The organism is Deltaproteobacteria bacterium (assembly GCA_021159305.1).
Taxonomy (GTDB): domain Bacteria; phylum Campylobacterota_A; class Desulfurellia; order JAGGSF01; family JAGGSF01; genus JAGGSF01.
Genome location: JAGGSB010000042.1, coordinates 1 through 13,365 on the forward strand (window position 1 = coordinate 1; position 13,365 = coordinate 13,365).

Below are 13,365 nucleotides of genomic sequence, written 5' to 3' on the forward strand. Positions count from 1 at the left end.
TGCTTGACACGGAATCTGGAGTCTGGATTCCCGCATTCGCGGGAATGACACAAATCACAGATTTGGTCGTAAAAACTGGAGGTTTTTATGACAGAAAAACACACGGGAATGACAGAGGAAAAGGTAATCCTCGTACTATAGAAATATGGAAGCAAAAAATATCTTAATCTCGAAGCAACAAATAATTATATTAAATGCTGTTTTAATCTATAAGAAATCTTTACTTTATCAGGCTTTAATGTCACACATATCAAACCACATCTGCGTGTAGACAAATTTGAATTTCCCCTCCCCCCAAAACAAATATTGAATTTTCTTGTGGGAGTTTGAATCTCAGCTATATACGGTTTCATCTTTAATTGTATTTTTTTATATTTAGCAAACATTGTTCCTTTATCTCCATATAGTGAAATATAAGTGGTATTTAATTCGCCCTGAGAATCAAAATCTATCTTTTTATATATCTTTATATGGTGCTGACTGATAAAATCATCTACTATCTTTTCATTCCACGACGAGAGGTTGTGTGTAATAAGCACATTATTTTTACCTTCATAAAAAAGGACCGCCCCTCCCCTGTATAGATCAAAGAAATATATTTTTTTAACATTATTTTCAATTGAAAGGACCACAAAACAAACGACAAAAACAAAAACCACAACAGGTAAAAATTTATACCTCCTTTTAAAAACAAGAACAAGGAAACAATAGAAGAGAAAAATAAATACCAAAGGAACAAAAAACAATTGAGAGGAACTAAAACTACCAAAAAATGCAATAAGATGAATAAATAAATGAGAAACAGCACTGAGCACAAAAAATAACAACTTATTTAAAACATAGATATTCAACAAGCTGAATAAAGCAGAAAATATGGTAAATGGCAAAATAAAAAAACCCATTAAAGGGACAGCCACTAAATTGGCACCAATCCCCGCTATTGCCAGACGATGAAAATAATATGCAGAAAGAGGCACACTAAACAAAAACATAATTACTATAAAAAGAAGATACCCTTTTATTCCCTTATAGCCTTTTTCCTGCAAATTAGTGTATGTAAATATGGCAAAAAAGGTCATAGAAAAAGAAAGAACAAACGATGCAGAACTGATGATTAGAGGATTTACAATCGAAAAAAGTATCGCTATAAAAAAGAGAATATTATAAGATTGTTTTGTTTTACCGTTTAAAACAATTAAAAAGGAAAAGAGAATAAAACATAGTGCTCTTAAAGTGGGAATCCTTAAGCCCACTATGCATGCATACAACAAAACGAAGGGGATAGTAAAGAGAAAGGCTTGTAGTTTTAGGTTATAGCGACGATAAAAATAGGGTATATGTCCGATAATAAGATAAAATAAAGGATAAAATATCATAATAACAAATCCCAGATGCAAACCAGAAACAGCGGTAAGATGAGCAGTTTGAGTCCTAACAAACATATTTTTTATGTCCTTTTTTAATCCTGTCCTATCTCCAAATACACAAGATTTCAAAAGTCCACTCACATCCTCATCGCAAAAAGCATCTATATTTTCTTCCAACCTGTTTCTTATTCTAAAAAAAAGCGTTCCTATTCCCTTCTTCTCACCTATAAATGATTGATAAAAGGGATAAACAACAAAATGCACCCTTCTTTGCAATAGATATTTCCTAAAATCAAATTGGAGATGATTGTAAGAAAGAGCAGTGGCAGGAATAAGTTTTCCTCTAATGTAAAAAATATCCCCAGGAGAAATCTTTCCCTCATAGTTTTTTAAAGCAACATATACATTAAATCTTTTCCCCTCAAAATGCGTAGATGCTATGAAGTGAGTAGAATGGCGACTGTAGCCTATCCCTGATCTAACGGTAACATTCAATGAAACGATCTTGCTTCTAAACATATCTTCTACATTTAAAAAATTCTTCTCTAAAAAATGGTAAGAAAGAATACAAACAAAAAAAACAATAATGGAAGAAACGAAGATAAGATATGCACGGTGAAAGAGAAGCAATAAAGCGGGTAAAAGAAACAAAATACCTATATATCTCCCACTCACTGCAAAATAAGCAGCGGCGACAGCCAAAAAAAGAGGAAGAAAAGGTATTCTATATTCAACAAAAGAGACAATGTCTCTCAGATTCATTAAATTAAATTATAACAACTCCCGCATAGCCTACCACATGTTCATAATCTCCACTGACATCTCCACTTGTTTTATGCTCTATTACGATAGCCTGTTTTGCACCCAACAATTTGCCGGCTACAATGGCAGAAACGGCACAGCCCACACCACACATAGAAATGCCACGCTCCATAGCAATATTTAAAAGTCCTCTTTCGTCAAATCTCTCTATTTCTTCTAAAGCCAGTCGATCTTTCTCTAATGTCAATTCCTGATTTTCATAGTGATTCATATCTGTAGACACTATAATCATTATCTTTCTATCATCTTTTTCAATTGCTTTTGCTATATGTTCTCCTACAACCTTTAAAGTATTGTAACTCTGAGTGCCTATAACCAATGGAACAATATTAAAATCCTTCCCGTAAAGAGATGAGATATACTGCAGAAAAGGCAGTTGAACTTCTATGCTGTGTTCATATTTATGGGCAATCAGATCCTTTTCAAATGGTTCACCACAAGACAAAAGATATTCGCTTATCTTCCCATCAATCTCAACATCACCTAAAGGCATTCTAAAAACTCCACTGTCAATTAAGGCGATTGGTTTCCCTAAACCTGTATGATTAGGACCTAAAATAATATACACATCTGCTGCCTCTACGGAGGAAAAAACAGCTGCCGCAACCTCTCCTGAGTAAATATAGCCCGCATGAGGCGAAAATGAGGCAATTGCATTATAAAGTTCATCTTTAGGTTTCATCACTCGCTTCAAAAAATCCTGTAATTGTTGTGCTTCATCAGGATAAAAACTTCCACCAACAGCGGGAAGCCTTACAAACATAATCCCTCCCTTCAAGTTTTAAAAATATTCAATATCAAATTGTACAACAATCCTATCAATATCACCACAAAAATAAGCGCCACACCATATATAAAACCGTTTTTCTCTCTCAAATTATCTATCGCAGATAAAAATGAACAATATCTCACAGAAATAGTATGAGAAAAAATCTCTTGCTCGCCATTAAAGCAAGTTAAGTTAAGCTTTTTGGGAAGAAAATACCGAGGCAAATAAAATGTAAAATGAAGCTTATTGTTTCGTATAGAAATTTCCTGTCTTTTGTAAAGCCCTCTTTTCTCTTTTTGCCTGATAAATGCTTCCCACTTTTTCTTCCCAAGATTATTGTAGTAAACACTGCGAGGATGCGTATAAAACACATGATAAATGAATGGGGCATAACCAAATTGCATTTTCTTTAAGTAGATATGAAATGGCCCGCTGCTTTTGCTTTTATATACATAAGTTACTTGAGGCAAGGACTTTATGGTACACGAAACATGCTTTTTGTTTTCAACAGGAAAGGAAACATCTACCTTCTTTTCACTAAAAAAGGGCTTAATTACTATCTCATCTTTTAACAAAGGACTTCCCTGGGCAAAAGATACTCTGGTGAAAAATAGAATCAAAAATACAATTTCACTGTATAAAATATATTTGTGGTATTTTAAATATTGCATATCCGCTCTTTACTGCTATAGCTATCAAAACCAAAGAAAACACAAATCTTATCGTCGCATTAGACAATTTTTTAGCTAAGCTTACGCCCAAAAGCACACCAACTATAGAACCTATATAGGGGATAAAAATCAAAAAAGGATCTACCGTTTTATTTAAGGTAGCGTGTTCCATAGTAATTAAAGCGTTGGCCACTGTAATTACCAAAAGACTCGTGCCCAAAGCAACCTTTGTCGGAATGCCACATAAATATATCATCGCCGGAACATAAGCAAACCCGCCGCCCACACCCATAATGGAGGCAAATATGCTCACAAAAAAACCTACTGCGAAAAGAGATAAAATAGAAAAATGTTTGATTTTAGTTTCTTTGGAATGAACAATAGAAAACTCTTTGTCTTTATTCCTTCGTTCTGTTCGTTTCTTTACTATTGAAAGAAGGCTTTCTTTCATCATAAAAACGCCCATAAAAAGCAGAAGAATCAAAAATAATAGATGAATAACAAGATCAAAATTCCCGCTAATTCTCAGCGCTTTCGTCAATAAAACACCGCATATTCCTCCTATAATCGCACCTGCTGTGATGTTTAAACCTATCTTCAGGTTCACATTCCCTATTTTCTTATAGGCTAACACCCCTGCAAAAGCCGTACCGCAGGTTATAGCAACACTACTGGCTCCGGCTACATCCGATGAAATACCAACAGCAATGAGAAAAGGAACCATAATAAATCCACCCCCCACCCCCAGGAGAGCAGAAAAAAACCCTGCAACTACGCCTATTGTTATGAGAAGAGGAAAGCTCACCGCAGTATGAGCACAGATACTATAAACCATGCTTTTTAAGTTCTTCTACCTCTTTTTTTAAATCTTCTACCTCTTTTTTTAATGTTTCTATATCATTTTCCGTATGAATATGCATTGTTTTCAATGCCTCATCTACACACTTTTTAACCAAACCATTCAGTTCTTCTGTTCTCTTCTTCAACATTTCCGTAATCTTGCCTTGCAAATCCTTTCCCTCTCCTGCCTTCATCTCACCTTTTTTTATCATCTCATCTATGGTCTGTTTTATTTTCTCTTCAGCTGTCTCCTGCATACCCAGGCCCAGAAGAAACATCTTGTTTAAAATATCCATTTACTCCTCCTTACAAATATTTTTCAACACTTTGTATAATATCTTCCACTACTTCCATTCTTTTTCCTCCTCCCTGAGCAAAATCTCTTCTACCGCCTCCGCTCCCGCCTAACGAAGAAGAAATCTTTTTTACAATATCGTTGGCATTAAATCTATGCGTAGCATCTTTACTAACACTAACTACACAACTTACTCTACCATCAGTTTTATTAAATAAAATAACCACACCGCTGGTTATCTTTGACCTTAAAACATCACTTAAATTTCTCAAATCACTGGGGTCATATCCTTCCAAAATTTCAGAAACTACATCAAAATCATCAATACGCTTAATGTTCTTCATCTCCACAGGCTTTTCCTCTTTTAGCCTCTTTGTTTTTTTCAACTTTTCTTGTAATTCCCTATTCTTTTCAACCAGTTCATCTAATGAGCTGCATTTCACCTGTTTTAACACTTCTTTCAATTTGTCTTCCTGTTCTCTTATATATTCGTATGCACTAAGACCGCATTTTGCCTCTATTCTTCTCACTCCTCGAGCCACAGCACTCTCACTTATTATCTTAAAAAATCCTATATCTCCAGTCCGCTCCACATGTGTACCACCACACAACTCCTTGCTTATATCTCCTATGGTAACTACCCTTACCCTATCTCCATATTTTTCCTCAAATATGGCAGTTGCACCTTCTTCCAGAGCTTTTTTATAACTCTTCCACTCTATACAAACAGGCATATTTTCTATAATGCACTCATTTACATATCTTTCTGCCGCTTTCACTTCTTCTCTGTAAAGACGAGAAAAGTGAGTAAAATCAAATCTCAACCTACTGGGCGTAACCAAAGAGCCTGCTTGATGAACATGTTTTCCCAAAACCTTTCTTAGCGCAGCTTGCAAAAGGTGGGTAGCGGTATGATGTCTCTGTATATCTTTTCTTCTATCTTCATCCACCACTAAGTTTATTACACTACCTGTTTTTAATCTTCCTTCCTCTATATTCACATGGTGGACGAAAACTCTTCCTTCAAAATAACGTTTTACATCTTTGATTTTCAGAGAAAGTTCTTCACCAAAACCCTTACCAGTATCCGAAACCTGGCCTCCTCCTTGCCCGTAGAATGGTGTTTTATCAAATGTTACATCACATTCTCCTTGTGCTTCCTCCACCAGAACACCATCCCTTGCTATACTCAAAACCTTACCTTTTGCCATTAGTTTCTCATCCCCTACAAATTCAGTTTCTCCTTTCTTTAACATATCTCCATAAAAAGCAGTTATCTTCTCTTCTCCCGAACCTGCCCACGCTCCCTTCGCTCTCTTTTTTTGATCTTCCATAAGTCTGTTAAATTCTACCAGGTCCACTTTCAAGCCCTTCTCACTTAAGGTATCAGTGGCAATATCCAGTGGAAAACCATAAGTATCATAGAGTTTAAATATCTCCTTCCCTGAAATTATCTTTCCTCTTGTTTTTTCCGCTATTTCATACAAAAGCCTCAATCCGTAATCCAATGTTTTAAAAAATTGTTCTTCTTCGTTTTTTAAAACATTTACAATAAATTTCTCCATCTGACTAATTTCACCATAGACATCCTTCATTGCTTCTATTACTACCGAAACAAGCCTGTATAAGAATGGTTCATTGGCCCCCAACCTATTCCCCTGCCGCATTGCCCTTCTTATAATTCTTCTCAAAACATATCCCCTGCCCTCTTTATCCGGTAAGATGCCATCTGCAATGAGAAAAACACAGGCACGCAGATGGTCAGCAATAATCCTAATGGATACATCTAAATCTTTATTTTTACCATATTGAACATGCAGCAGATCCACGATAGAGGCAATAATATCCACAAACAGGTCTGTATCAAAATTACTATATACATCTTCCATTACCGCCGTTATACGTTCTAATCCCATACCGGTATCAATGCTGGGCCTTGGCAAAGATACAAGCCTGCCGCCATCTCTTCTCTCAAACTGCATAAACACAAGATTCCACAACTCCAGGAGCTCATTTTTACCCCAATCTATATGAATCTCAGAACAGGGCCCGCAAGGACCAGTGTCTCCCATTGCCCAAAAATTATCTTTCTCATCCATTCGCCCGATACGGCTTTCCGAAACACCCTCCTGTTTGTGCCAGATATTAAATGCCTCATCATCATCTTCAAATATGGTTATATACAACTTTTCCCCAGGAAGATTTAATACATTTGTAAAGAAATCCCAGGCGTAATGAATAGCTTCCTTTTTAAAATAATCACCAAAAGAGAAATTGCCCAACATTTCAAAAAATGTATGATGTCGGGGCGTATGTCCCACATTTTCCAGATCACTATGTTTGCCACCTGCTCGCATACATTTCTGACAGCTCGCAGCTCTTACATAGTTCCTTTTCTCTAAACCCAAAAAAACATTTTTAAACTGCACCATGCCGGCATTGACAAAAAGCAGACTGGGATCGCTCTTCGGCACTAAAGAAGCACTGCCTACTATTGTATGCCCATTTCCTTTAAAATAATCTAAAAACGCCCTTCTTATCTCATAAGATTTCATCTTTTTCTTCCCTTCTCTTCCACACTTCCTGCACCACTTCCCATTCAAAACCCCTTTGTGAAAGATATTGCAGAAGTTTCTTCTTCAACAGTGCTTTCTGCTTTGTTTTTACCATCTTTTCCTTTTTTTGCAAAATCTCCTCTGCTTTTTTCACCTGCTCATCAAAGTCTATTCTGCCAAGCGCATTTTGAGCTATATCTTCGTCAACTCCTCTCAAAAAAAGATCTCTCATTATACGCCTTTTGCCGTAACCCTTTTTGTGCTTAAAGAAAACAAGGTTTTCTGCAAACCTTCTATCATCTATAAATTTTTTTTGTTTTAACCATCGCATTGCATCATCTATCACCGACTGAGAAAATTCCTTTTTTATCAGCTTATCCCTTAATTTCCTCTCCGTATAATCTTTCCTTTCCAACATTTTCAACGCATCTTTTCTCACATCATCACGCTCACTCATCCTATCTGTATACCCTTCGCCTTAAGTATAAAATCATCAGGATGGGTGGCATATTCTCTTGCCTTATCCAGGGATATAAATTTTCTCTCATACAAATCCATCAATGACTGATCAAAAGTTTGCATCCCGTAAATTCTGTTCATCTCTATAATACGCGGAATATCTGATGTCTTCTCTGGATCACTAATAGCGGCCCTTATGTATTCTGTGGCAATCATAACCTCTGTTGCTGGAACAAGTCCTGTTTTATCTATATTCTCAATAAGCCGTTGACAAATAACCGCGGTAAGTGTGGCTGATAACTGCTTTCTTATCTGATTTTCCTGATCTAACGGAAAAGCAGATATTATCCTGTTCACCGCTTCCACAGCATCTAAGGTATGTAAAGTAGAAATCACCACATGGCCTGTTTCTGCTGCTTCCAACGCCATATGCATTGTTTCTCTATCTCTCATCTCTCCAACTAATATCACATTAGGGTCCTGCCTTAGCGCACCCTTTAATCCCTCTGCAAATGATGACACATCATCTCCTATTTGCCTTTGACTGATTATAGCCTTGTTATCTGAAAACAAATATTCTATGGGGTCTTCCACTGTTATTATGTTCACCGTCCTATCTTTATTGATAATTTCTACCATTGCTGCCAGAGTAGTAGATTTTCCGCTACCGGCAACACCTGTGACCAGAATGAGGCCTCTTTGACTTAAGGCAATTTTCTCAATAATTTCAGGAAGATTTAATTCTTTCATAGAGGGAATCCTGTATGGAATAAAACGCCCCGCAATAGCCAAAGAATCCCTCTGATAGTAAATATTTAAACGGAAACGCCCTGCGCCAGAAATACCATATCCCACATCAACCTGCCCTGTTTTCTTCAATCTTTCTTTTTTCCCCTCTTTCAACCCCATTTCAGAAACAAAACCTTCAATGTCTCTTGATGTTAACGGAGGCATATTACTTACAACAATATTTCCTCCGATGCGAAACGCGGGTGGACTGCCTACCTTTAAATGGATATCTGATGCCCTTCTACTTATGGTAATAGCCAGTATCTCATTCAGCCTCATCTTCCTCTTTCTTCCCACAACCTATCTTCGTCCTGAGTTTTGTTTCTATTCCTTCGGCAACATCAGGATGTTCTTTTAGGAATTCCTTTGCGTTTTCCTTTCCCTGTCCTAATTTCACATCTCCATAGGAAATCCAGGTCCCACTCTTTTCCACAATGTTCTCATTGATACCCAAGTCTAACAATTCTCCCAGCCTGCTTATCCCTTCTCCATACATGATGTCAAACTCAGCAGTCCTGAACGGAGGAGCTAATTTGTTCTTTACGACCTTTACCCTTGTCTTATATCCTACTATTTGTTCTCCATGCTTTATAGCACCGATCTTTCTTATGTCCATTCTCATAGAAGTATAAAATTTTAAGGCATTACCACCTGTAGTTGTCTCCGGATTTCCAAATACCACCCCTATCTTCATCCTCAGCTGATTCAAAAATATAACGGCTGTATTTGACTTATCAACAGCCGAAGTGAGTTTGCGCAAAGCCTGCGACATAAGACGAGCCTGCAGCCCCATGTGAGAATCACCCATATCCCCTTCAATTTCCGCTTGAGGAACAAGTGCCGCTACAGAATCTATCACGATAATGTCCACTGCTCCCGACCTTACCAGAGTATCTACAATTTCCAGAGCCTGCTCTCCCGAATCCGGTTGAGAAATCAAGAGATCTTCTACCTTTACCCCTAAATTCTTGGCATAGTTTACATCCAGAGCATGTTCAGCATCTACAAATGCAGCTTGCCCACCTTTCTTCTGTGCTTCAGCAATCATATGTAGAGCAAGCGTCGTTTTTCCTGATGATTCTGGACCATAAATTTCTACCACCCTACCCTTGGGTACACCACATATGCCTGTTGCCAAATCCAGAGTAATAGAACCTGTAGAAATAACATCCGCTTTTATCTTTACACCTTCTCCCAATTTCATCACAGCTCCCTTCCCATAAACCTTCTCTATTTTAGCCAGAGCCACATTTAATGCCTCTAATTTCTTGTCATTCATGCATTCCTCCCATATTAAAATTATTCAATATTCTATAACAAGCACCACTTTTGCCCAATACGCTTTCCATGAGACTTATTCCCCTCACCCTTACACTCCATCTTTCTCGAGACAAGATATCGTTCGCATCTTTAAGCATTAGATAAACCCTTTTTGCATTCGCTTTTTTCATTCTACCCAATGTAATATGTGCAGTAGCATTATTCTTCTCTCTACTAAAACCCAATTTTTCTAACTCCACATCCAAACCATGACACAATTCTTTAAATGGTAAAGAGCTACTTTCTCCTACCCAGAATACATGAGGATAAAGCACATTGGGGAAAACACCAGCCTCAGTTATATCAATGGAAAATTGCTCTCTTGAAAATACCACTTTTTCTATCGTTTTTCCTATCATGCTTATCTTTTCTTCAGCCACCTCTCCCAAAAACTTCACCGTGAAATGAAAATTATCCCTGTTTACCCATCTCACCGGTTCACCATATTTTTTCAACTTATGCACAATCTTTAACAAACTTTCTCTCACTTCAAGAGGAACAGCTATTGCCACAAACAACCTCATCTTTCTCTCTTTCTTTCATAATTTTCCTTTATAAATTCTATCGCCGTTCCCAGAGCAAACCTTGTCGCCTTATCTCTCACCATCTTTCTATTTCCCGTAAATATCTTTTTGTACACCTTGTTTTTTTCCTTAGTTGCCAAACCAAAATAAACCAATCCCACTGGTTTTTCTCTTGTTCCTCCCGTAGGTCCAGCTATACCTGTGGTAGATACAGCTATATCTGCTTCACTTCTTTTAAGTGCTCCCTGAGCCATATATAAAGCTACCTCTTCGCTCACAGCACCAAAACGGTTTAATGCTGCCCATGAAACACCCAAAATCTCATGCTTTGCCTTATTACTATATGTAGCAAAACCACGGTCAAAATAATCAGAACTGCCAGAGATATGAGTTATACTATAACTTACCCCTCCCGCGGTGCAGGATTCTGCAGTGGCAATACGCAAATGATATAGGTTACAAAGCTTCTTCAAGACTGCCTCCGGCGATTCACCTGATTGGGTGTAAAAACTATATGGAAAGTGCTTTCTCAATACCTGAACCACTTCTTCTTTCTCCTCTTCTCCCTGTACTATAATCTCAGATTCCACTTCATCAGAAATAATCCCCTTTTCTCCCGCAACCATTCCAATCTCTCTTTGCTCAACATTGAATATCTTCAAATAATAACACTTTTCCAAACCTAAGATATTCCACATCATACTATAGTCAAAACCAGGTAAGACCCTATCATTTATAATAAAAAATGTTTTTTGTTCCATTTTAAATACATATATATCTTTTTCTATCTCTTCAAATTCCCTGGGTAAAACTGTATTGTGTTTTACTCGCGGAATAAGCCCAAAAGTGAAGGTAAATGCCCTGAATACAGTGTCTCTATAATCCTTTGAAAAAATAAGAATCAGAAAATCGCACATCTTCACTGCATACTTCAGCGTATCCTTCACAATAGAGGCATCACCTTTAATCACTACCTCTAATTTTGTCTCTACTCTCAATTGATGTGAAAATTCCTCAAGGGGAACAACATTATCACCTACCCTGATTATACCTATTTCCATTTTACCTAACCAAACAGGATTTGTAAGAAAATGTTGACAATAAGACCGCATGCTATATCATCAATCATTATACCAAACCCCCCTTCCATTCTCTCTAAATAATTTATAGGTGGTGGTTTTATTATATCCAGTATCCGAAAGATAACAAACCCTAAAAGAAGCGCCAAAAATGAATAAGGAACAAGAAACATAACCACCAAAAATGCGGCTACTTCATCAATAACCACAAAGGAGGGATCTTTTTCCCCGAATGTTTTTTCCACAATATCACTGGAAACAATGCCAATAACAAAAATAACAATGAAAATAACCGCATATACCGCAGGTGAGACACTTTTTATTAGAAGATAAATGAGAACACCGAATAATGTGCCTATTGTGCCTGGGGCAAAAGCCACATAACCCACACCGAATACAGTGGCAATTGTCTCAGCAGTATGACGGATATTGTCCTCGGATAATTTCATCACATTTTGACCAGTTCTTTCTCTAAAAACACAAGAAGTTCATCAATGCTCTTATAATCTATAATTAATGGAGGTTCAAACCTGATAACATTCTCCCCTGCTACCCCCAGAAGAAAACCTGCATCCATCGCCCGCAGGACAAAATTCCTTAAACTATCACTATCTGAATCCATTTCCATTCCCAGCATAAGACCCATGCCTCTTACATCTTTCACTACAGGAAATCTCTTTAATTTCTGTAAACCTTTTTTGAAATAATCACCTTTTTTAGAAACTTCATCTATTATGTTTGAAGAAAGCAAGAAATCCAAATGAGCTTTTGCTACCTTCGTGCAAAACGGACTGCCGCCAAAGGTGGTAGCATGCATTCCTGACTTAAAACATTCAGCTACCTGTTCTTTAGCCAGCATTGCCCCCACAGGCAGTCCTCCGCCCAAAGCCTTAGCTAAAGTTATAATATCTGGTTCTATGTCATACCACTCATAGGCAAACAATTTCCCCGTTCTTCCCATGCCTGACTGTATTTCATCTACACAAAACAGCACATCTCTCTCTTCGCATAGCTTCTTTAATTTTTTTACATAATTATGCCCTGCGACATTTATACCCCCCTCTCCCTGAACAAGCTCAATAAATAAAGCACAGACACTATCATCCATTGCTTTATCCGCCGCAGCCATATCATTGAACGGCACATAAACAAAACCGGGAGAAAGAGGGCGGAAACCGTCATGATATTTCTTTTGAGCGGTAGCAGCAAGCGTAGTCATCGTTCTTCCATGAAAAGAACCCTCCATCGTGATTATATTGGGTCTTTCCCCTCCTCCATATACCCTTGCCAATTTCACTGCCGCCTCATTTGCCTCCGCCCCACTGTTACAAAAGAATACCTTATCCAAACAACTGTTTTTTACCAACAATTCTGCTAACTCTGCTTGCTCCTTTATATAATACAAATTGGACACATGAAATAATTTTTCTTTTTGTTCATCTACGGCTTCAATAACCGGTTTAACATGATAACCCAGAGCATTTACAGCAATGCCTGCCAGGAAATCTATATATCTTTTACCATTTATATCATAGATATAATATCCTTCCCCATGATCAAAACAAACAGGAAAACGATGGTAGGTATGCATCACATATTTTTCTGTCTTTTCAATAATATCTTCCATTTTCTTAAATATAGATTTATTTCGCATAGTTAGCAAGAAATTTTTAGCTTAAGTTATATTTCTTTAGAAAGGCCATAAACTAATTATTCTGATGCAAAAAAAGAATTATTAGCCACAGATTGCCCCCCTTACTTTCCCCCCTGAGGGGGGAATACCTGTCTGCCGTGGCCTGCACAGGCAGACAAAGGGGTCTATCCTCCGTTATTCCGCACCCTCCTGTCATTCTGCACTTGATGCGGAATCTAAAA

13 protein-coding genes are annotated in these 13,365 nt (G+C 37.5%); all 13 read right to left on the bottom strand.

From position 1 onward, the window contains the following. Nucleotides 1-185 precede the first annotated feature (185 nt). The 13 genes from J7J10_02910 to J7J10_02970 all read right to left on the bottom strand — a co-directional run bounded on the left by J7J10_02910 (nt 186) and on the right by J7J10_02970 (nt 13,117). The gene (locus tag J7J10_02910; GenBank protein ID MCD6129883.1) at nt 186-2,129 is read right to left on the bottom strand and encodes a ComEC/Rec2 family competence protein; all 1,944 of its coding nucleotides are present in this window, start codon (nt 2,127-2,129) and stop codon (nt 186-188) included. Nucleotides 2,130-2,133: 4 nt separating this feature from the next. Further along, nucleotides 2,134-2,952: an AmmeMemoRadiSam system protein B gene (amrB, locus tag J7J10_02915; protein ID MCD6129884.1), complete on the bottom strand. Its 819-nt coding sequence runs from the start codon at nt 2,950-2,952 to the stop codon at nt 2,134-2,136. 11 nt (nt 2,953-2,963) lie between these two features. Next, nucleotides 2,964-3,629, bottom strand: coding sequence for a TIGR02186 family protein (locus J7J10_02920; GenBank protein ID MCD6129885.1), 666 nt, complete (start codon nt 3,627-3,629; stop codon nt 2,964-2,966). After that, the gene (locus tag J7J10_02925; protein ID MCD6129886.1) at nt 3,589-4,464 is read right to left on the bottom strand and encodes a sulfite exporter TauE/SafE family protein; all 876 of its coding nucleotides are present in this window, start codon (nt 4,462-4,464) and stop codon (nt 3,589-3,591) included. Before J7J10_02925 ends, J7J10_02920 begins: the two co-directional genes overlap by 41 nt. Then, the gene (locus tag J7J10_02930) at nt 4,454-4,765 is read right to left on the bottom strand and encodes a phasin family protein (GenBank protein ID MCD6129887.1); all 312 of its coding nucleotides are present in this window, start codon (nt 4,763-4,765) and stop codon (nt 4,454-4,456) included. The genes J7J10_02925 and J7J10_02930 overlap by 11 nt, the downstream gene beginning before the upstream one ends. A gap of 10 nt (nt 4,766-4,775) precedes the next feature. Then, a complete protein-coding gene (gene alaS / locus J7J10_02935; protein MCD6129888.1) occupies nt 4,776-7,319 on the bottom strand; it encodes an alanine--tRNA ligase in 2,544 nt (847 codons plus the stop codon). Then, the gene (locus J7J10_02940; GenBank protein MCD6129889.1) at nt 7,306-7,776 is read right to left on the bottom strand and encodes a regulatory protein RecX; all 471 of its coding nucleotides are present in this window, start codon (nt 7,774-7,776) and stop codon (nt 7,306-7,308) included. Before J7J10_02940 ends, alaS begins: the two co-directional genes overlap by 14 nt. Continuing rightward, nucleotides 7,773-8,846: a PilT/PilU family type 4a pilus ATPase gene (locus J7J10_02945; protein ID MCD6129890.1), complete on the bottom strand. Its 1,074-nt coding sequence runs from the start codon at nt 8,844-8,846 to the stop codon at nt 7,773-7,775. Before J7J10_02945 ends, J7J10_02940 begins: the two co-directional genes overlap by 4 nt. Then, entirely contained in the window at nt 8,833-9,846 is a 1,014-nt protein-coding gene (recA, locus tag J7J10_02950; GenBank protein MCD6129891.1) for a recombinase RecA, read from the bottom strand. Before recA ends, J7J10_02945 begins: the two co-directional genes overlap by 14 nt. Next, the gene (gene thpR, locus J7J10_02955) at nt 9,839-10,411 is read right to left on the bottom strand and encodes an RNA 2',3'-cyclic phosphodiesterase (GenBank protein MCD6129892.1); all 573 of its coding nucleotides are present in this window, start codon (nt 10,409-10,411) and stop codon (nt 9,839-9,841) included. The genes recA and thpR overlap by 8 nt, the downstream gene beginning before the upstream one ends. Further along, nucleotides 10,408-11,037, bottom strand: coding sequence for a CinA family protein (locus J7J10_02960; GenBank protein MCD6129893.1), 630 nt, complete (start codon nt 11,035-11,037; stop codon nt 10,408-10,410). The genes thpR and J7J10_02960 overlap by 4 nt, the downstream gene beginning before the upstream one ends. Before the next feature lie 440 nt (nt 11,038-11,477). Continuing rightward, on the bottom strand, nt 11,478-11,939 hold the full coding sequence (locus J7J10_02965; GenBank protein MCD6129894.1) for a phosphatidylglycerophosphatase A: 462 nt from the start codon (nt 11,937-11,939) through the stop codon (nt 11,478-11,480). After that, complete coding sequence (locus J7J10_02970; protein ID MCD6129895.1) at nt 11,939-13,117, bottom strand: aspartate aminotransferase family protein; 1,179 nt, start codon at nt 13,115-13,117, stop codon at nt 11,939-11,941. The genes J7J10_02965 and J7J10_02970 overlap by 1 nt, the downstream gene beginning before the upstream one ends. Between the last annotated feature and the right edge of the window lie 248 nt (nt 13,118-13,365).